Source organism: Patescibacteria group bacterium (assembly GCA_041659905.1).
Classification (GTDB): domain Bacteria; phylum Patescibacteriota; class Kazan-3B-28; order Kazan-3B-28; family UBA10110; genus UBA10110.
Genome location: JBAZXK010000002.1, coordinates 154,950 through 174,239, shown reverse-complemented (window position 1 = coordinate 174,239; position 19,290 = coordinate 154,950). Strand labels below are relative to the sequence as shown.

Here is a 19,290-nt window from a genome sequence, read left to right as displayed (position 1 = left end):
TTAATCGATCACAGCTCTAATTCGGCGCACTCCCGCTGAACTGCTCTGCTCTTTGATAATTTTAAACTTGCCGATTGCGGAAGTATTTTCTACATGCGGCCCTCCGCATAATTCCTTAGAAATCACTTCACCGCTATTCTCATTATATATAGTGTAGACATTCACTGGATCCGGATATTTTTCTCGGAAGAAGGCAGTGGCTCCTTCCGCCAAGGCTTCCGCAAGAGGCTTAACCTCTTTTTTCACGACCAGATCTTGCGTAATCTGTTGGTTGACCCAATCTTCTATCTGTTGTTTTTCTGCAGAAGTGAGAGGACGCGGAAAAGTAAAATCAAATCGGGCTCGTTCGGTATTTAAATCAGACCCGGCTTGTTTAACTTCATTGCCTAAGAATTTCATCAGAGCAGCATGCAAGAGATGGGTAGCTGTGTGATAACGCGTAATGATCTGTTTATCAGTCTCGCTCACCTCTGCGCCAGAAGACAGACCATGACCGCCAAATTTTTGTTCTACCCCGGCCCGAGACACGTTCTGGTGCTCTTTAAAGGCTTGTTCAAAACCAACCTCATCTATGTCTTTGCCGGCTTGGAGAGATTCTTCTTTAATAAAGTCCAGCGGTAACCCATACGTAGCGAATAAATCGAATGCGGCTAGACCCGAAATGGTAGTGTCAGCAGAACTCAAGAGCTTAACTAATTCTTTCCGACCCTGAGTGATGGTTTTTAGGAACTTGTCTCTTTCTAATTCAGCAAATTGCACAATATTATCCTTATCAGCAACTAATTCAGGATAAAATTCTCCGTAATAATTAATAATGGTTTCAATAATTTCTCGGAAACCGGCCAAAGCTTCTAGTCGATCTAAATGTAAAATAGCTCGGCGTAAAATCCGCCGCAACAAGTACCCCTGCTCTTTATTGCTGGGTTGAACATGGTCGGCTAGCAAAAAAACACTGGCCCGCAGATGATCAGCAATGATGCGCATAGAGCGGTCAGCTCCGATATCAATATCGGGAGTATGATCTTGGATTTTAGTAATGATATCAGTAAAAGCGTCGGTTTCGTAAACATTACTTGTTTCCGGATTAACGGCCACCAATAATCTCTCTAGCCCCATGCCTGTATCAATGCCTAAACCGCTGGTTGGTGGTCGCAAACCAGTGGCTTCCTGATAATAGAATTCATTGAAGACGATATTCCAGATTTCTACTCCATCCACATAAAATTCTACGGTCGGACCGCAAGGACCTTCGTTGCCAGTCGGTCCCCAGAAATTATCTGTATCCGGCTGCGCTGTAATCTGATTTAATCCATCAACTCGTAATGATTCTAGAACTTCTTTAGCTTCATTATCCGGAAAAGTCCCGGAACGATTGCCGTTATAGTAGGTGGCTGACAGCCGAGCCTTATCAATGCCCATCCCATCAGGAGAAGTCAAAAATTCCCAGCCCCAATTAATCGCCTCTCGCTTGCTGACTGAACCATTAAAAGCAAAATTGCCTAGCATTTCGAAAAAAGTCAGATGTGATTCATCACCCACTTCGTTAATGTCAGCAGTCCGAAAACATTTTTGAATACTAACTACTCCCTCTCCATATGGAGAGGGAACACCCGTGTAGTACGGTTTAAATTGTTGCATCCCCGCAGTGGTGAATAAAACTGAGGCATCATGCTCAGGAATTAACGCAGCCGAAGGCACTAATTGATGCTGTTTATCGACAAAAAACTGAATAAAATTTTTCCGGACGGTTGGGTAATCCATTTTCCGTAGATAACCTATTAATAAACTGTACTACCTCTATCATATTATAAAAAATTCCGCTTTGGCAGTGTAATTTTTATTTCTACTAAAGAACACTCATTACTGAGTGTTCTTTAACGATTCTTAGTGAATCTTTTTACTTTCTCTTTTTGCGACGGACGGCCTTCTTCTTTTTGGGAGCTGCCTTCTTTTTCTTTGGAGCAGCTTTCTTTGCGACTTTGCGCTTTTTCTTTGCAGGCATTGTCTACCCTCCTTGGGTTATTAATATTATTCTTTTGTGTTGCATTTACAACAACAACTTAAATTATAAATACTTTACTAATCAAATACAATAGTTATTGTCAACATTTTCAAAAATTGACAAAGTTTTCTTTGCTTTGTCATTCTGACTTAGCCTAGAATCTTATTAAATAACTTGTAAACAAAAAAAATTATTTAAAAACTTTCACCGTGATGATGAAAGTTTCTGTTAAATTAATTGTTTTAATAATTTTGAACGAATTATTCTGATTTTTTCTCTTCTTTAGTGGTTTCTCCTTCGGCTGATTCTGTTTTTTCTCCAGTAGCCTCCACTGCCGCCACGGCTTCTGCCTCTGATACGACCGGCTCTACCTCTTCAGCTGCTGGTGGCGCCACCATAATAATAGAATCCTCTGGCTGATCTAACAGCTCTACGCCAGCGTTAACATGTAAATCTTTAACTAGAATGCTGTCGTCAACATTAGCCAACTTAGTTAGGTCCACAATAATTTCATGCGGAAGATCTTGCGGCATACACTCTACTTCCACTTCATTTTTATTAGTGATTAGAATTCCGCCAAAATCTTTTACCGCCGGAGCTTCGTTCTCAAATTTCAATGGCACCGTCACCCGCAACTTCTCACCTACTTTGATTTGCAAAAAATCAATATTTAAATATTCGTCTTGATCGGGACTCAACTGCACATCTTTGATCAATACCATTTTAGGCAAGGCATCGCCTAATTTTAAATTGATAATAGTGGTTTCACCCGCACTCCGATAAATTTTCTTAAAATCAAGCAGCTTGACTGCCAGGGGAGTGGGGACAACGTCTTTGCCATAAGCTACTCCCGGCACCTTGCCTTGGGTCCGGAAAGCTTTAGGGGAGATACTGGTATCCCTAATTTCGGCTGAGAGTTCGAGTTTTTCGGCTGGTTTATTCATTCTCGCTTATCGTTAACCCTGCCAATATATCCAAAAAACCCTGCCAAAGCAAGGTTTTCTAGTTCAGAGGTTAAAAATTAGCTTTTAGCGCACTTGCAAGAATTTGTCCCAATCATCCACCGCCTTGCCGAGAGCCTCATGAATATCGATCACATCATCATGGGTAATGGACCGAAAAATCTGAGGTTTTTCCTCAATCGCCAGCTTGCGCGTCTTAATTACCTGATTATCAATAAAGTCAGATTCTAGGATAGTGCCATCACCGGCCGCTACAGCCACACTCGCAAAAACAGGAGTACCGCACTTATGGCAACGCAGGTGTAGAAAGGTCATAGTTTCCATCTGGCCTAAATAATGGATGTCGTCCAGAAAATACCCCGAAGAACAATTAGGGCAACGCATCACATCCTGTAGATTGGCGACTAATTTTTCGAATTGCTGATCATTCATGTTGGTTTTTGTTTTAATGTTACAACGACATTCAGCAAATTATATCATTGTAACTCAAGGAGAGAGTTTTGTCAATGGCTTTTTCTCCTTTGCAAGAAAAATACAGTCCTGACGAGGATAATCATTAGCAAAGCTACCCCAAAAAGAGCGATCAGTTTAGCCCAAGTGCCCGATAGCAATGAAACCACCCCGAACAGAGCTACTAGTGCTAAAATGATCACCACAGCACTCTGGTGAGGCACTCCCGCATCCAGCAAACGATGATGGAGATGTTCGCGGTCGGCCGCAAAAGGAGATCGGCCTTGTTTTATCCGGCGGAACGCTGCCCACAGCAGATCCATAATCGGGAATCCCAACACTAAGGCAGCTGTAGCAATCTTCCCACCGCTCACAATGGCTAAGGCCCCCATGATAAATCCCACCATGTTGCTGCCGGCATCACCATAAAAGATTTTAGCGGGATGCCAATTCCACCACAAATAACCCAGCATCGTGCCTAAAAGAATTACTGCCATCGTAGCAGTCGTCGGCTGATTAACAATTACAAAGAGACTTAAGAAGAAAATGATAATCGAAAAAATACTAGTAGCTCCCGCGGACAGACCATCCAGGCCATCTAACATATTCACAGCATTCACTACGATGAGTAACCAAAACCCACTTAATAAATAATCCCAGATGGGAGATAAAACAATTACTCCACCGAAAGGATTAGTCACTTGCCCAATATGTAGTCCCAAACCGACCGCGATCGCCACTGCTCCGATTTGCCAAATCAATTTAGTAATCGGTGAAAGATTGTAGATGTCATCAACCAGCCCCATTAAAAATAGTAGTGTCATCCCGACTAGTAATGCCAAGCGCGGAGGAGTAAGGTCGACAAACCCTAAAAACACGATCAAAAAAGTCAACCAAACCGCGATGCCGCCCAAGCGTGTGATTTGACGCGCATCATGATGAGCACTCTGGTGCCCCCACCACTGATATTTCGTTGTTAAATATTTTATTCCGGCAAGTAACCCCCAACTCAAAATCGCCGCCAGCAAAAGAGGGGAGAGAAATTGCAGCCAAGATACAGCAATTAATTTAAACAAGGAAGCTAGTGCTCAATTTTATAATTTGGTCAAAATCATCATCCGCTGACATTTTATTAGTTTTGAGTGCACCGCACTTCAGGCATTTATGGATAATGTCGTAATCGCCGCTCTTGAGCTCAGCCCGCGTCGGTGCCATCAAGCCACCACAAGCATTCAACCGATCACCCGGCACATTGTCCACGTGTTTACTATATAAGCATTTAGGACAATGGTTGGTAAAACCACTGCCCTTAACCTGATACCCGCAATTTTCGCAGGTAAAATCTTCTTCAGTTTTGATAAAATTTTTTCTGTCCATTGGCTTTAACGGAGTAACCGTTATCTGTAAAAATCATCTCAATTGTACCATTCTGATCCGTCCGATAGATATCTGCCCCCACTGCCTGCAATCGCCCTAGCGTATCCGGACTGGGATGGCCATAAGAATTTTTACCTACCGAGATTACTGCTATTTCTGGATTAATCATCTGTAACCACAAGGTGTTGGATGAATTTTTACTGCCATGATGAGCCACTTTTAATATTTCAGCTGACAGAGCGGGATAAATCTGCATAAACAAGCTTTCTGCGGGCGCTTCCATATCGCCAGTCAGTAGCAAACTATTACTTTCATAGGTGAGTTTAGCCACAATGGAAGTATTATTAGTGTCCGTACTAACTATATCGATACTGGACAGCGGCAGTAGCGTATCCCAACTCACATCTCCCCACTGATAATCATCCGCTGCATCAACATAATTGATTATTGGCCCTTGCATGATCGCCTGTTGCCAGGCCGCACTGATACTAGTGGATCTACCGGGTGGTGGTGTTAGCACTTCTTTGATTTGGTAGCGCTTTAAAACACTAACTAAGCCGGTAATGTGATCGGCATCGGTATGAGTTGCCACCACCAAGTCTAGCGTGGTATCCCACACGGGCAAGATCTTGCCCAACTCCGCTAAAACACTGTCATCGGGTCCGCCGTCAATTAAAATATCCTCGCCGGTGGGAGTGCGCAATAAAATAGCATCGCCCTGGCCAACATTCAAAAAGTAGACCCGCAAACTATGGGCAGCAGCTTCGCCCACAGCCACCCAAACAAAATAGTTAGTGAGGATCAGGATGGCTAACAGCCCTAAGTGGAACTGATTTTTTCTGACCATAATAAATGATTAAACCTATAATCAGTATTAAATAATAAACAGCTACCCACCAGCCGCCGGAAACTGTTATTTCCAGACTAGCTCCCGGCAGAGTGCGAAAGTATTCTGCCAAAACCGCCACTAGTTTTAGAGGTACCCATGCCAGCCAACCCAACACCAATCCTAAATCAGTCTGCACCATGCCGCCGATAACTGCCCAAAACCCCAGCAACATCGCGAGAGGTACCAAAGGCACCACTAATATATTAGTCAACGGCGCAACCAACGAGATGCGACCAAAGTTTATCATCAAAATTGGTGTCACCAAGACTAAGGCTGATAAAGTCGCGCTCAACAAGCCGCCCAAATAATGCGGCCAACGCCGTAGCCAATTCTCTAAAACCGGACTTAGATAAATAATACCAACGGTGGCTAAAAATGATAACTGAAAACCAATATCGTCAGCTAATATTTTGGGATTAATTGCTACCATTGCCACTGCCGTAAGACACAAAGACACCGCCACATCCGCCCACCTCCCCAATAAACTAGCCAGCAGGATCAACATACCCATCAGCGCTGCGCGCACAGCCGAGGGAGCCGCTCCGGTCAGCAACACAAACAGCCACACTGCTACCATGGCCGTAATCAATCGGAAATTTAACGGCAACCAACCCAATAATTTAAGAATCGCACCAGCTACAATGCTGATATTAAAACCTGATAGGGCAATGATATGAGTTAAGCCGGTAGTATTAAAACTTTCCAATAAGTTTTTAGGTAAAGCTGCACTGATACCCAGCAGTAAGCCAGCCAAAAGACCAGCAGTCGGTTCCGGCATTATCTGATTAGTCGTCTGTAAAAAATAATGTTTAACCTGATATAGCCAGCGCCATATTTTATTGCCAGCGAAATCTTGCACTACGGTAATTTCCGGATAACTGCAGATTACATAAACGCCGGATTTGGCGAGATATTTAACATAACTATCAGTGGTATTGGCCGAGGGCAAGCTTAACTGCCCGGTTAAAGAGATTAGGTTGCCGTATTGATAAGTTGGATAATGTTGCGCTTTAACCAATATCTTTCCGGACACGCTAGACGCTCCTTCTAACGATTTAACTCGCACATTAAACTTGGTCTCATCGACTGACACTTGAGGATCGTCCATAATTATTCCCTGCAAGGTAACTACTTGTCCCGCATAATAACTAATATCTGTGGCTGAAATAACCTGGGCAGTCCCTAAACGCCAGTTTCCTACTAGAGCTAGCAGTAAAAACCAAACAACTGGCCCCAGCCAGCGTCTATATTTATAAAAAATTAGACTAATTGCCACTAGTCCGACCCCGCAATAAAGCGCTAAGCCCCAATTCGGCAGCATCCACCAACTCCCGACAGCTACCCCCACCAAAAACCCGATACACGCCAAAATAGTGTATACCCTCCCCATCGCCATACATTAATTATACGATCCTGCCTGCCTTGCCGGTAGGCAGGGACGAAGCCAGGATGACAAAGCAAGGAATGCTTTGTCAATTATATCAACGGCTATCCGCCAAAAAGTCTCTATATATGGTTAACCCCGAGGCGGACCTCGGGGTTATATTAACTTAACAATGTGCCACCATCACGGATAGTGATGGCGATGGTTTCAGAATCTACTAGCGCTTTGACGTAATTTCTGACTGCCACTACTTTGTCATAATCCAGATTTTGTACTCTCTGGATATACGCTTTAGTCAGTTGCTCTTCTTGCTCCCAAGTTAAAAATCCGTTTGTGATAAAGAAATGATAGATGTCGTTAACATCTCCCCATTCTTGTTCTAGAGCTTCTTTCTGTAGAAACGCCCAGGCCGGAGAGCCGGGAATGATGATCTGCAAAAAACTCCCGCAGGAAAGAACAACATCTCCATAACCCGCCATCATATTGTCAACAAGCTTAGGAAGCTTATTTAGATTGGAATCAGTCAGACCGGCTCCAATGACAAATGATGTGCGAACATAGATATCGTTCTCTCGGCAGAGTTGCAGCACCTTCATGGGATTAATATTTGGTTTATGCAACGCTGTCCGCGTTCCACGTTCCCAACCATCAAACCCCACGTAAGCAATCCTGATCCCTGCTTCCCGTAGAAGAGGAGCGGTTTCTGAGCTGAATGATGCTGCAGTGAGATAAACATACTTATTGATGTCAACCTCGCTATACTGATTTTTGGCAATCAAATAGCCTCGCAGCCAATCAGCCTGATTTTTACCAGTAACTGGAATAAATTGATTACTCACATCGAACAACCAGTTAATCCCAAATTCTCTAGCAAGCTGATTCTCTAGATCAAAATGGTTCTGGAATGGCTTAAAGACTGGCTGACTGGAAACTCCTTGGAGGGCACACATTTCGCATGGCTTTCCAGTCAAGTATGCCCATGAACATCCCCTGACGCTTTCGATGCATAAGTTTCGTATACCAGTGAATGGTCCAAACGCATACCGAGAGCTTTCATTCAGTCTATTGTTCAAACCTAAATACCCATGGTAGTTAGGTTCTGCGTAGAAGTTTAGACCAGAATCAAGCCAACCTTCAGCATAGTTTTGACCAGCCAACATCGGTTGCAGAATAACTTCTGCATCACCCACGCCAACTTGATCGATATATGTTAGGTTGCGATAAGTTTCAGGAATGACCCGGACTAATTGTCCGCCAACTCCTGTTTTGATTTTTTCCCCGAACTCATTTTTGAGAGTTTTTAATAACCCCAATGACGATTCAGAGTTATAAGACAGGAGCGTACAATAAACAACTGGTTCAAGTCCTGAAGACCAAGATTTCTCAATCTCGCTTCTAAGATAGTTGAGAACGAAATCACGTTCTCGTCCTTGCAGATTCGGTCCCGGATAAGACTCATCGATGGCCGATGAATCATAACCAAGGCCTCGGGCGATCCCATTCAATACAGCTATGGTACCATTGGGCATCATTACCGTGTCAAATCGGGGATCGTAATCGCCAGAGGGTGAGCAGTGAACAAAAAAAGGTTTAACCTTCCTTTGTCGGATCATACTAGTCGCAATCATAACTAATCTCTGATCCTGCTCTTCAAGCCGATAACAAAGCGGTTTGATTCGAATAATCAACGCTTTTCGTTCAGGGATTTCCTTGGCTAGATCGGCAAATTGCGCCGGAGTCAAGCCTGGACTCTCCCAAATCCAATGATCCAGCTGACATATCTTGTCTATGAATACATGCCGCGATGGTACATATTCAGAATGCTGACTGATTCTTTCTGTCGGCTGACCAGTGTAAATATAGTTGATCTGAAAAAAAGACAGAATCAACAGGATAGCCATGAATATCCGCATCAGGATGTTCCTCCTTGGAAATAGATTCCTTGTTATCAAGGTAATTATTATATAGCAAAAAATTACCTTTCTGTCAAGATTTATCGGCTCTGGAAGCTAATTATCTTGCATGACTGAGCTTAGATTACCTTTAACCCAGTTTAAGCTTAAATTCAGCGCGCCAGTTAGAATAATTTAAAAAACCGACCAGCAAGTGGTCAGTTTATACAGGAGGTTTTCTGTTGGAGCAGTCAGTTAGTTTGGATTTAGGATGCATCATTATGATGGTAGATATAACTGCAGGTTGCTCCTATAACTGTTATTCCCAATATTAAACAGAGGTATATTCGCATCACCAGCGTCATCAGCTGTGGATCATGCTGATCACTGAAATCATATATTCTTACCGTTACTGTGTCATTAGGACCAAACACCTCTCTAACTAAGTAAGAACTACGACTGGTTTCTCTGTCAGTTGTGCTTACAGATTGATATTGGGGTGCGATGGCTACAATCACTACCAAGCAAATTACTACCAACAAATACCTGAATATGGTTGGCATTAGATTTAGCTCCCTTTAAAGAACATCAGATCAGTTGATCTGTATGAGCATACTATGTAAAAATCCTCTTTGCGTCAAGCTATTCTATCACCAACCATCGAAGGAGAGATGTTTTTATCTTCAGTCCTGGCATTGGAGGAGGGCTTTTGTTCCCATCCGGGCATTGGAGTCCGAGCGATAGGTATTCCAAAAATTACCGCTGCAAAGTCGGTTACACCGACGAGAGCGGAAAGGTAGATTTTTGGTTAAATACCGAGTGAGGACGACTGCCCGAAGACTTTGGTTACTTTCCTCGGGAAAGTAACAAGAAAAATTCTGCAATACTCTGTCAGAGTATCAAAACTATAATAAATATTCGACTTTGTTTTGATTATGTTCCGCCAAAGTTTTAGCGTAATGGGTTACCCCTTCCGGATCAGTCAGATAGTAATAATATTTGTGCTCGGCGGGATGCAACGCCGCTTCGATCGCTGCCAGACCAGGATTGCAGATCGGCCCCGGAGGCAACCCCGCATGTTGGCGGGTATTGTAGAGCGAATCGACCGTGAGATCGGCTCGTGTCAGGGGATCCTTCCAATTATTAATAATGAAACGCACCGTGGCATCGATATCTAATTTCATCCCGATCTTCAGCCGATTATAAATCACTCCGGCAATCATCGGGCGGTCTTCGGTTTTTTGGGCTTCGCGTTCAACTAATGAGGCTATGATCAATATTTTATACAAATCCTGGTCGCCCAAATCCGGCTGGATCTCGGAATGATATTTAGTCGAAAAATTATCCAGCATCCGCCGGATTGCTAAAGTGGGATCGCCTTTGATTAGCTTGTAGGTATCGGGAAACAAAAATCCTTCCAAAGATTTCCCAGCCGGCCGCGCTTTCAGAAAATCATAATCTGGCGGAAAATCATTGGCAATTTTTAAGAACTCTTCTTTAGTGGCAATATTCTTTTGGGCAACTTCTTCGGCAATCTGCTCTAAAGTAAATCCTTCCGGAATAGTCAGGGTTACATTAGAAGTCGAGCCGCTAGCAATCAAATTAGCTATTTTGGGCAAACTTTGAGCGGGGGACAACTCATAAGTGCCGGGCTGCACAATGATCTGCCCGGTTAGTTTGAGATATAATTTAAAACCCCAGGCAGATTTAATCAAATTCTCTTTCTGCAAGTGTTCGGCAATGATGCCAATGCCCTCGCCAGACTGCACCACAAACTGCTTAGGTTGCTGGCTAGAACCAGCTGGGGCCAACCAAACATAATAACCGCCCCCCAAGATCAGGATGCCGGCCACCACGCCACTAATTAGCCACCAATATTTAGTCTTCATTATATTTATTTTACCACTCTAAAATCCGGCCCTCTTAGGAGCCGGATTTTTAATCTTAAATTGATCTAAAAAACTTAGCGGCGCTCAATCAATTCTTTAATAGCGGCTGCAATCAACAGTACCGGCCAATAAGCGAATAGATAAACGCCCAAGAAGCCAAGATTAACCCCTAACACTACAAAAGCCACCAATAAAATCAAAACGATATAAAACCAGTCACCGAATAAATGCACCCCACCACACTTACACTCATCATGTTTGGCCATATTATTTCCCTCCATGTCCGAAGGACATGTCCCGCTTCCCGATGTCGCCAATAGGCGAATTCGGGACATCGGGACTACCTTCAATATTTAATATAAATACTACCCTAATAATTTTAATGCTTCTTTGACTTTTTCTTCGATGGGAGATTCCGGAGAAATTTTTCTGATCACTTCGCGAATTTCATACATATTATAGCCTAATCCTGACAGGGCAGTGATAACTTCTTGCGAACTGCCGTTTAATTCGCTCGTGCCGATCTCGCCAACTTTGGATTTTAATTCCAGAATAATGCGTTCAGCTGTCCTTTTGCCGATTCCGCTCACCGCCATAAAAATAGCGCTGTCGCCGCACCCGATCGCCGACCGCAGCTCTTCAATTTTCCCGGCCGACAGCACCGCCAAAGCAATTTTAGGGCCTACCCCCGACACGCTAATCAATAAATTAAACAATTCTAATTCCTGGAGGGTCATAAACCCATACAGTGACTGGCTGTCTTCCCGCACAATTAACTGCGTAAATAATCTCACCGGTTGATCCAACAGGGTTTTGACTATCACATCACTCGTCACAAACACCTTATAACCCAACCCGCCGGCTTCCACCACCAGATGATCAATACCCTTATGAATAATGTTTCCCGAAACCGATGCGATCATATCTTTATTCTAACATCCAACTTTAACTGTGTGGTGCACCGCACAAATCGCTATCGCTAAGGCGTCGGCGGCATCATCCGGCTTCGGGATGCTTTGAAGCTTCAGGATAGATTTAACCATCCGCTGTATCTGTTGCTTATCGGCTTTACCATATCCGGTCAGGGTCTGTTTCACTTGCAAAGGAGTATATTCCGCAATTTCCAAGTTATGTTTGGCGGCTGTGACCAAAATTACCCCGCGGGCTTCTGCTACTGAAATGGCGGTAGTAATATTCTTGGTAAAAAACAATTTCTCTACTGCTAAAATATCCGGCTGATATTTTTTAATTAAAATTTCCAGAGATTTCTGAATGGTCAGCAGTCGTTCGGCAGGCCCGCCAGCACCCGCCAACATCTGCGAAGTTGTGACGGGAGCATTGCGGGCAGGCTCGCCAGCAACGCTAAGCGTAGCTTTGCGGGCTGGGGATATACTTTTGAGTGTAGTAATGATACACCCGCAATCCACATATTCAACTTGGCCTTTAGTATCTTTAACTACCCCAAACCCAGTTGTCGCCGTCCCCGGATCCAATCCTAAAATAATCTTGTTCATTGTTTCCATTTTACACCCCTCCCAACCTCCCCTTGATAAGGGGAGGAGGGGTGGGGTTATAAAAAACCCACGCTTTTTAGAACGTGGGAATACTAACTACTAGGCTTCTTCTGGTGGAGTCAACCCCCATCTTTCAAACCATTCTTTCGGAGTAGGTTTACCCGCTTTAAACCAATCCACTCTATTGCCAGGTTTACCTATCGTACCTGTAACGCCTATCTCATAATAGAGCACCACTATTGGTAACAATCCATATTTGCGCAAATTGGCCATACCACGCATTTCCAATTCGCCTATCTTTTCCAGTAGATACTCTGGAATTTCTCGAATAACTAAGGGGTCGTGGATGATTTGTTCAATGATCGGGTTAATCAAATCATGCATCTGATTAATCAAATTTTTTGTGTCGGCCAAAATAGATCGACCAGTATTCTCGTCCTGTTTATCCGGATTAATCTGATCATAAATATGTTTGAGCAGTAGCCATTCATCTATATGCTGCTTTAAACTGGTGCGCCTGTACTTATCACGTTTCTGTTGGGTATCTAGTAGTTCATTGTTGTCACCTCGGCCGTGTCTATGCTGAGGGGCATCTGCTACCAATCCCAATATAACCCCGGGGCAAAATAGGTTGCACATGGGAGCTTCATTCTTGCGTAGAATTCCAAAATATTTACCGAATTGTTTGACATCTACTCCACACTCTTGCTCAATGCGCTTAAATAGTTCTCCAGTAATAATTCCTTCGAATTCTTCTTCATAAGTAAGATGCAATTTTTCTAAGTAAGTGTAAACGCGCTCCGCTACTTTCGCTTGTTGATCCAAATAATCTTCCTCGTCTGATAAACCATTGGCTCCATGGCCTAGTTCATCAGCTTTCGGGGGGATATAGGCCATCATGGTTCACCGTCCTTATTGTCAATGTGATCTAAATATACCAAAAAATAGCTCCTGGTCAATAATAATCCCTTCCTATCCCTGACTTCTGTGGTTCTCCTTCCTCTAAGCCATTGGAGGAGGACGACTTTGTCTTTCAACCCCATTGAGCAAATTCAGATAGCAAATAGCAAAATCACTATATTTCTTTGTCTTTCTCCGTCAACCGGGCATTGGAGCCCGAGCGTACTGCAGACAGAAAATCGCTGTTGCGTAGCCCGTTGTCTGTTAGGGCGAGAGCAGGAAGGCGATTTTATGATTTACTGCAGAGCGAGGGCGACTGCCCGGGACTTTGGTGTTACCTTTCTAGAAAGGTAATAAGAAAAAAGTTTTATTGATTTTACAAAATCAAAGGTAGCCCCCTGCCTACCGGCAGGCAGGCTCGACTCCGCTCGGGGAATATACTCCCACCTCCCCCAACCCCTCCTCCGGCAGGAGGGGAATTAATCTTCGAGTTTTGCCATAATCTCATCCGGAACATCCAGAGTGCTGGCCACTTCCGTTACATCATCATAATCATCCAAGGCATCCAAAAAATTCAACACCCGGCGAGCCATATTTGAGTCAGTAATTACAGTTTTATTTTTCGGCACCAGCCCCAAAGCACTGGAAGTTATTTTAAATCCGGCGGACTCCAACTTGTTTTTCACTTGGTCCAATGCTTTCGGCTCGGTATATACCTCCACCACATCTCCCGCATCTGAAAAATCCAATGCCCCCGCATCAATCACAGCTAACTCGAGCTCCTCAACATTGCCTGATTTGCTGATTTCCAACACTCCGCGATGGTCAAACTGCCAAGACACCGGGGAGCCAAAATTCCCGCCAGCCTTAGTAAAAATATTGCGCAAATCCGCCACAGTCCGATTTTTATTGTCAGTTAGGGCTTGAATAACTACCGCCACATTTCCGGGAGCTAATCCTTCGTAAGTTGCTTCTTCTAGACGGCTCGCTTCTTTGTCTTGTCCGCTCCCTTTTTTGATGGACTTCTCAATCGTAGCCAGAGGGACATTGGCCGATTTAGCTTTTTGCACCGCCAATTTCAATTTAAAATTCATCGCCGGGTCCGCCCCGCCTCTGGCCGCCACTTCCACGATTTTCACCAATTTGGTAAACAAAGCCCCGCGCTTCTGGTCTAGCGCGCCTTTCTTCCGTTTGATTGTAGCCCATTTTGAGTGTCCAGACATAGAAAAACTGGTTATAGACCCAGTATACCAAATTGGGCAATAAGCTAGAGTAAACTCCACAGGAGGTCGAAAATCATGCGTTGGTTGCGGGCTAAAACAGGACTCTCAATGATTACAGCGGTTAATTCGTGCTTGCTCAAAGAAATCATCGAGATTTTATTGCCATAGATGTTTATATCCACCTCGAAAGGGAACTTATCCGGTGGCACGGTTTTGATGGCAAACAGATCTTTAGTGGAATGCTGGTAGTACTTGGAGAAATAATCCTTCAACGCTTTTTCACCAGGGACAATTAGTTTTGTTTTAATCTTACTGCGAATCTTTTGCTTAGCATAAACTTTTAAATACTGTTCGCCCAAAGCCTGTTCGACTTTACTGGCCGAACTATAACAGAGGATTTCTTTATGATCCCCCCGAATTTGGTCAAACCATACCTCTTTGATTCCGGCTTTGCCTTCAAAGAATCGCATCACCGGTTTAGTGCCCGAACTATTCAGTAAAGCCGAGAGTTCTGTCTTAAGCCCCTTAAAGCTATCTGACACGGTCCGCCAATTGGTTTCCTGTGCCAGAATATATTCTTCTAGTTCGTTAATCCCAGTGGCAAAATAGTGAATCTTCTTCTTCTCTTCCGAACGCGACACTAAACCCTTGTGGGTTAAGGATTCTAGGATATCGTAAGCGGTCGAGCGATTGATCTGGGCCTTCTGGGCGATAGGGGAAACCGCCGCATTGCCCAAACTCACCACCGCCGAATAAACTGCCTGCTCTTTCTGGCCCAACCCGATCTCCTGGAGTAATTGTTCAACAGTTTTAGCCATCTTAAAAAAAGTTATATTTTGTGGAACTGCACCCACAAATATATTAACATATCTGATTACTTTTGTAAATACTGATATAATCCAGCTATTTTATTTATTTATACTGTGGATGATAATTGACAAATTTATTAGTTTATCATAGTATTGAGCCATCAGAGCGCAAAATCAATGTAGCTTGAAAAAGGAGAGTAACCATGAAACGAGTAATTCTGGTAATCCCCCCATTGATCACTAACAGAGCAGATCTGAAAAAGTCTGCGCTGAATCTGGGGACTTGGTACCTCGGATCAGCTTTAAAAAACTTAGGGCATCACGAAGTCCAAGTAATTGATTCAGCCCTAGAGGGCTGGGGCACCCTCCGAAAGACTACCTCGGAAACGTTGGAGTATGGATTGCCAGACAAGGAAATTACCCAAAGGATATCTGATTTCAAGCCAGATGTCATTGGCATAACCTTACTGGCCACTGTGGGGTACACGGGATTTCTCACAACTGCAAAACTATTGAAGCAGTATTTCCCCAATATACCTCTGGTTTGTGGTGGAGCTCATGCTTCAGCGCTTCCTGAGAAAACCTTAAGGGATAGCCTGATTGATTATGTAGTAACTGGTGAAGGAGAGGTTGTAATGGGGAATATCGTTGCAAACCTGGACAACCCTTCTATAATCCAGCAGTCAGGAAGCGTGGCCTATCTGGATAGAAACAACAAATTTTGCATTAATCCGCCAGAAGATCTTGTAGAAGATTTGGACTGCTTGGGGTCTTTGGATCTTGAACTGATTCAGCAGATCCCTCTTACTCCAAGCCCAACTTACGCAGGGTCTGCACACGGAGAAAAATATTTGGATGTTATCTTGAGTAGAGGATGTCCAAATAAATGCGGATTTTGTTGCACTCCTTGGATGTGGGGACAAAAATTTAGGAAACACAGCCTTTCCTGGATTTCAAATCACCTTAGGCTGTTGAGAGAAAATGGTTACAGCCATGTCATTGTTCAGGACGACAACTTTTCCCGAGGAGGGGACTGGGCAATAAAAGTAATGCGGCTGTTTAAAAAGCATGGTCTGTCTTGGGAGAACAATGGTGGACTTGAGTTAGAGAACCTGACACCCGAACTTATCGACTACATGGCAGATACTAACTGCCGGACATTGTTTATCCCAATTAATCTGCGAGGAAAGACAACCGACCAAATTCCCGAGCAGCTGATGTCTCACTATAGAAGCATCCTGGGGGCAGCTAAAAAGAGAGGACTCTGGGTGTACACCTCTCATATTATGGGTTTTCCTGAGCAAACCATCCTGGGAATGGAGAATCAAATTAAGTTCGCAAAGAACTTACGAGATGAGGGACTCTCAGATTTCCATGTGGTTTATTGCTTTTCGTTGCTCCCAGGGACAAGAAGGTTCCACGAAATAATGGAATCAATAGGCGGGGGAGAATACCGCATCAGGCCGGAAAGCGGTATTGAACTACATGGGGGATGGCAAAACTGGAGTAGGTATTCCATAAACATCCCTCAGTTGAACTCAAGAAATTTCACCTTTCAAGAGGTGAGCGACTTATTCTTCTCGGCTATACGGCACATCAATGGAGATCGAGGAGAACTCTGGTTCTCCAATAGAGAATGGCCCAAATGATTGATTAAATGGAGACTTCTTAGGGAGTCTCCTCTACTTTCTTAATACTCTTATTTAGTTTTTATTAGAAAAAATGATGAGATATTTAATGAGATCAAAAATTCATAAAGCAACTGTAACAGAAGCCAATATAAACTATATTGGCAGTATTACTATAGACAAGGATTTGATCATTAAAGCCGGTTTTTGGCCAGGCGAAAAAGTTCTCGTTGTAGACAACACCAACGGTGCGCGACTAGAAACTTATGTAATTGTTGGAGCAAAAGGTTCGGGTACTATTTGCATGAATGGAGCAGCCGCCCTTCTGATAAAAACTGGCGATGAAATTATTATTATGGGTTTTGAATTGACTAATAAATTAATCAAAGCTAAGAATGTATTAGTTGATAAAAATAATAAGTTTGTAAGGTTTCTATAGAGCTTTGATGGTATAAAACAATCTAGGAAAGTTCTTTCATCTTTAAGAACTAAAACCCCTGCCAGATCTCTGACAGGGGTTTTAACTTGCTAAAAAGTTTGGCTATTATAATCGCTTCCAAAGAAGATTAAAGATGATACGTTGATTGCGAACTAGAGCAGGGCTTTCGATAATAACCGCAACCGGCTCGGCAGGGTTAAGCGAGATCATGGAAACTTTATTACCATAAATGTTCATTTCCATCTCCATCGGGAATTCATCGGGAGACACAACTTTAATATCGAATAGCTGTTTGCCTTTTTCAGGATAATATTTTTTGACATATTCTCGCGAAATGGGTTCGTCCGGCAAAATCGCTCTGGTAACGATATTGGTTTTAGATTTTTGTTTAGTAAACATCTTTAAATAATCACTCCCCATTAGTTCCTCTAATTTGCCCGCCGAACCATAGGCTAAGATTTCTTTATGATCACCGCGAATCTGATCAAAAAAAACTTCTTTTACTCCTAACTTCCCTTCAAAGAATCTTACCGTCGGCTTTACTCCCGCGCTGCCTAACAATGCTTCCAGTTCAGGTTTTAAATGATGAAAGGTATGGATGATGCCATCCCAGTTAGCCTTTTGGGACATCAGATATTCTTCAAGTTCACCGGTACCCTTAGCCGAATAATGCAGTTTTTTCTTCTGCTCGGATTTAGCAACTAATCCTTTTCCGATCAAATGATCCAAAATACTATAAGCTGTTGCTCGATTAATGCGAGCTCTTTTGGCGATCGGGGACACTGGCGCATCACCCAGTTCAACTACTGCTCGGTAAACCGCCTGTTCCTTGGCGCTCAGCCCGATTTCTCCTAATAATCTTTCGATTGTCTTAGCCATTTCAAAATCTTAAATTTTGTTCATTCGTACCAACAAATATTATAGCATATCTGGTTTTATATAGCAATATCAGATTATAAATGACCGTAAAACAGTTTTCTAATTGTCCGAACTTATTGACACAAATCTACAAATAATGTAGTCTGGAAGCAGAAAATTGCAATCTTGAAAACAGAAAAACGAAAAAATAAGGAGAATAACCATGGGGCTATTATTGCTGATTGCCATCGGCTATGGAATCAGTATGAAAATTGCTGATCTCCATAACGAACATGGTTTCTATTGGTTCTCCGGAGCCGATATTCTGTTCGGCATTGTCTGGGGAATTATGGGAGCCGCATTAGTTATGCTAGGAGGGCCAGCTACAGCCAACATTATGTTGGCCATGAACCTAGCGTTCTTGGTGAGAGGCAGACTAGACTACCTAAATCACCAAATCGCCACAACCATGATCATAATCACTTTCTTAGCAGTCGCTAAGCCAGAAATTGGTTTGCTTCTGACATTCTACCTGGTATTTGTTCTGTTCGGCTCAATCAAAGATCGATGGCGAGGCAAAGCGCCAAATAGGTTTGTCAGAAACCTGTATGAAGGTATGTTGTACTATCCAGTTCCAGCTGTGATATATAGCGGATTCAGCGGTGATTGGCGAGTGTTCTGGATCTTCCTCTTCTACACCGTCGGCTACGATGCCACAAAATACATTGTCTATCTTGTTACCCCATCCAAGGCCAAGGAGGCGACACAATGCGACACGTAAATACCTTTGACGAATTGGTCAAGCTCATTAGTGGCGGAAATTGTTTCGTTAAGAAGAATGAAAAGTTCCAGATCAGTTTTGGTGAGCTTGTTATTACAGGGGAGCGCTGCGATGAAACTGTTGGAGACATTGAGTGGCCAGATCCAATCATTATAAAAACTGATGTCATCGAACCTTTTGCAACGACCCTATTGCAGCAAAGAAAAGCATTCACAATTCTGACTAATAAAAATGACCGTCGGCGTTGTGTTAAATGGTCTCTGGAACCCGCCACGAAAGTGGCGGGCTAATCT

The 19,290-nt window shown here is 43.3% G+C and carries 20 protein-coding genes; 4 read left to right on the top strand and 16 right to left on the bottom strand.

Annotated elements, in window-relative coordinates; translation table 11 throughout:
• The 15 genes from WC805_02750 to WC805_02680 all read right to left on the bottom strand — a co-directional run bounded on the left by WC805_02750 (position 1) and on the right by WC805_02680 (position 15,300).
• Positions 1–1,761, bottom strand: a complete 1,761-nt coding sequence (locus WC805_02750; GenBank protein MFA5967409.1) for an alanine--tRNA ligase — start codon at positions 1,759–1,761, stop codon at positions 1–3.
• A 501-nt stretch (positions 1,762–2,262) separates the two neighbouring features.
• On the bottom strand, positions 2,263–2,946 hold the full coding sequence (locus WC805_02745) for a 50S ribosomal protein L25 (protein ID MFA5967408.1): 684 nt from the start codon (positions 2,944–2,946) through the stop codon (positions 2,263–2,265).
• A gap of 84 nt (positions 2,947–3,030) precedes the next feature.
• Positions 3,031–3,396: a hypothetical protein gene (locus tag WC805_02740; GenBank protein ID MFA5967407.1), complete on the bottom strand. Its 366-nt coding sequence runs from the start codon at positions 3,394–3,396 to the stop codon at positions 3,031–3,033.
• A 71-nt stretch (positions 3,397–3,467) separates the two neighbouring features.
• Positions 3,468–4,490 (bottom strand): MraY family glycosyltransferase, encoded by a 1,023-nt coding sequence (locus tag WC805_02735; protein ID MFA5967406.1) that lies wholly within the window; start codon positions 4,488–4,490, stop codon positions 3,468–3,470.
• Positions 4,483–4,791 carry an RNHCP domain-containing protein gene (locus WC805_02730; GenBank protein MFA5967405.1) on the bottom strand — a complete coding sequence of 103 codons (309 nt, stop codon included), beginning with the start codon at positions 4,789–4,791 and terminating at the stop codon, positions 4,483–4,485. The genes WC805_02735 and WC805_02730 overlap by 8 nt, the downstream gene beginning before the upstream one ends.
• Positions 4,763–5,638 carry a ComEC/Rec2 family competence protein gene (locus tag WC805_02725; protein ID MFA5967404.1) on the bottom strand — a complete coding sequence of 292 codons (876 nt, stop codon included), beginning with the start codon at positions 5,636–5,638 and terminating at the stop codon, positions 4,763–4,765. Before WC805_02725 ends, WC805_02730 begins: the two co-directional genes overlap by 29 nt.
• Entirely contained in the window at positions 5,583–7,076 is a 1,494-nt protein-coding gene (locus tag WC805_02720) for a ComEC/Rec2 family competence protein (GenBank protein MFA5967403.1), read from the bottom strand. Before WC805_02720 ends, WC805_02725 begins: the two co-directional genes overlap by 56 nt.
• Positions 7,077–7,225: 149 nt before the next feature.
• Positions 7,226–8,977 carry a hypothetical protein gene (locus WC805_02715; protein ID MFA5967402.1) on the bottom strand — a complete coding sequence of 584 codons (1,752 nt, stop codon included), beginning with the start codon at positions 8,975–8,977 and terminating at the stop codon, positions 7,226–7,228.
• Between the two features lie 884 nt (positions 8,978–9,861).
• Entirely contained in the window at positions 9,862–10,845 is a 984-nt protein-coding gene (gene mltG, locus WC805_02710) for an endolytic transglycosylase MltG (protein ID MFA5967401.1), read from the bottom strand.
• Between the two features lie 74 nt (positions 10,846–10,919).
• Complete coding sequence (locus tag WC805_02705; protein MFA5967400.1) at positions 10,920–11,111, bottom strand: hypothetical protein; 192 nt, start codon at positions 11,109–11,111, stop codon at positions 10,920–10,922.
• 99 nt (positions 11,112–11,210) lie between these two features.
• Complete coding sequence (gene ruvA / locus WC805_02700; protein MFA5967399.1) at positions 11,211–11,768, bottom strand: Holliday junction branch migration protein RuvA; 558 nt, start codon at positions 11,766–11,768, stop codon at positions 11,211–11,213.
• Between the two features lie 9 nt (positions 11,769–11,777).
• Positions 11,778–12,368 (bottom strand): crossover junction endodeoxyribonuclease RuvC, encoded by a 591-nt coding sequence (gene ruvC, locus WC805_02695; GenBank protein MFA5967398.1) that lies wholly within the window; start codon positions 12,366–12,368, stop codon positions 11,778–11,780.
• A gap of 90 nt (positions 12,369–12,458) precedes the next feature.
• A complete protein-coding gene (locus tag WC805_02690) occupies positions 12,459–13,259 on the bottom strand; it encodes a hypothetical protein (GenBank protein ID MFA5967397.1) in 801 nt (266 codons plus the stop codon).
• Between the two features lie 479 nt (positions 13,260–13,738).
• A complete protein-coding gene (locus WC805_02685) occupies positions 13,739–14,482 on the bottom strand; it encodes a YebC/PmpR family DNA-binding transcriptional regulator (GenBank protein MFA5967396.1) in 744 nt (247 codons plus the stop codon).
• Between the two features lie 44 nt (positions 14,483–14,526).
• Complete coding sequence (locus WC805_02680) at positions 14,527–15,300, bottom strand: helix-turn-helix domain-containing protein (protein MFA5967395.1); 774 nt, start codon at positions 15,298–15,300, stop codon at positions 14,527–14,529.
• Between the two features lie 194 nt (positions 15,301–15,494).
• On the opposite strand from WC805_02680, the gene WC805_02675 reads away from it, so the two are divergent.
• Together WC805_02675 and panD are read left to right on the top strand one after the other, a co-directional pair.
• Positions 15,495–16,940, top strand: a complete 1,446-nt coding sequence (locus WC805_02675) for a radical SAM protein (GenBank protein ID MFA5967394.1) — start codon at positions 15,495–15,497, stop codon at positions 16,938–16,940.
• 76 nt (positions 16,941–17,016) lie between these two features.
• Entirely contained in the window at positions 17,017–17,358 is a 342-nt protein-coding gene (gene panD, locus WC805_02670; GenBank protein MFA5967393.1) for an aspartate 1-decarboxylase, read from the top strand.
• A 105-nt stretch (positions 17,359–17,463) separates the two neighbouring features.
• Here the strand turns inward: panD and WC805_02665 are convergent, their stop codons facing one another.
• The gene (locus tag WC805_02665; GenBank protein ID MFA5967392.1) at positions 17,464–18,237 is read right to left on the bottom strand and encodes a helix-turn-helix domain-containing protein; all 774 of its coding nucleotides are present in this window, start codon (positions 18,235–18,237) and stop codon (positions 17,464–17,466) included.
• A gap of 202 nt (positions 18,238–18,439) precedes the next feature.
• Between WC805_02665 and WC805_02660 the strand changes: the two genes are divergently transcribed.
• Entirely contained in the window at positions 18,440–18,997 is a 558-nt protein-coding gene (locus tag WC805_02660; GenBank protein ID MFA5967391.1) for a hypothetical protein, read from the top strand.
• Positions 18,985–19,287 (top strand): hypothetical protein, encoded by a 303-nt coding sequence (locus tag WC805_02655; protein ID MFA5967390.1) that lies wholly within the window; start codon positions 18,985–18,987, stop codon positions 19,285–19,287. The genes WC805_02660 and WC805_02655 overlap by 13 nt, the downstream gene beginning before the upstream one ends.
• Positions 19,288–19,290: the final 3 nt, after the last annotated feature.

Coding starts and splice junctions, on each gene's coding strand:
- WC805_02750 (MFA5967409.1), bottom strand. CDS start 1,761: ATGGATTACCCAACCGTCCGGAAAAATTTTATTCAGTTTTTTGTCGAT.
- WC805_02745 (MFA5967408.1), bottom strand. CDS start 2,946: ATGAATAAACCAGCCGAAAAACTCGAACTCTCAGCCGAAATTAGGGAT.
- WC805_02740 (MFA5967407.1), bottom strand. CDS start 3,396: ATGAATGATCAGCAATTCGAAAAATTAGTCGCCAATCTACAGGATGTG.
- WC805_02730 (MFA5967405.1), bottom strand. CDS start 4,791: ATGGACAGAAAAAATTTTATCAAAACTGAAGAAGATTTTACCTGCGAA.
- WC805_02725 (MFA5967404.1), bottom strand. CDS start 5,638: ATGGTCAGAAAAAATCAGTTCCACTTAGGGCTGTTAGCCATCCTGATC.
- WC805_02720 (MFA5967403.1), bottom strand. CDS start 7,076: ATGGCGATGGGGAGGGTATACACTATTTTGGCGTGTATCGGGTTTTTG.
- WC805_02715 (MFA5967402.1), bottom strand. CDS start 8,977: ATGCGGATATTCATGGCTATCCTGTTGATTCTGTCTTTTTTTCAGATC.
- mltG (MFA5967401.1), bottom strand. CDS start 10,845: ATGAAGACTAAATATTGGTGGCTAATTAGTGGCGTGGTGGCCGGCATC.
- WC805_02705 (MFA5967400.1), bottom strand. CDS start 11,111: ATGGCCAAACATGATGAGTGTAAGTGTGGTGGGGTGCATTTATTCGGT.
- ruvA (MFA5967399.1), bottom strand. CDS start 11,768: ATGATCGCATCGGTTTCGGGAAACATTATTCATAAGGGTATTGATCAT.
- ruvC (MFA5967398.1), bottom strand. CDS start 12,368: ATGGAAACAATGAACAAGATTATTTTAGGATTGGATCCGGGGACGGCG.
- WC805_02690 (MFA5967397.1), bottom strand. CDS start 13,259: ATGATGGCCTATATCCCCCCGAAAGCTGATGAACTAGGCCATGGAGCC.
- WC805_02685 (MFA5967396.1), bottom strand. CDS start 14,482: ATGTCTGGACACTCAAAATGGGCTACAATCAAACGGAAGAAAGGCGCG.
- WC805_02680 (MFA5967395.1), bottom strand. CDS start 15,300: ATGGCTAAAACTGTTGAACAATTACTCCAGGAGATCGGGTTGGGCCAG.
- WC805_02675 (MFA5967394.1), top strand. CDS start 15,495: ATGAAACGAGTAATTCTGGTAATCCCCCCATTGATCACTAACAGAGCA.
- panD (MFA5967393.1), top strand. CDS start 17,017: ATGAGATATTTAATGAGATCAAAAATTCATAAAGCAACTGTAACAGAA.
- WC805_02665 (MFA5967392.1), bottom strand. CDS start 18,237: ATGGCTAAGACAATCGAAAGATTATTAGGAGAAATCGGGCTGAGCGCC.
- WC805_02660 (MFA5967391.1), top strand. CDS start 18,440: ATGGGGCTATTATTGCTGATTGCCATCGGCTATGGAATCAGTATGAAA.
- WC805_02655 (MFA5967390.1), top strand. CDS start 18,985: ATGCGACACGTAAATACCTTTGACGAATTGGTCAAGCTCATTAGTGGC.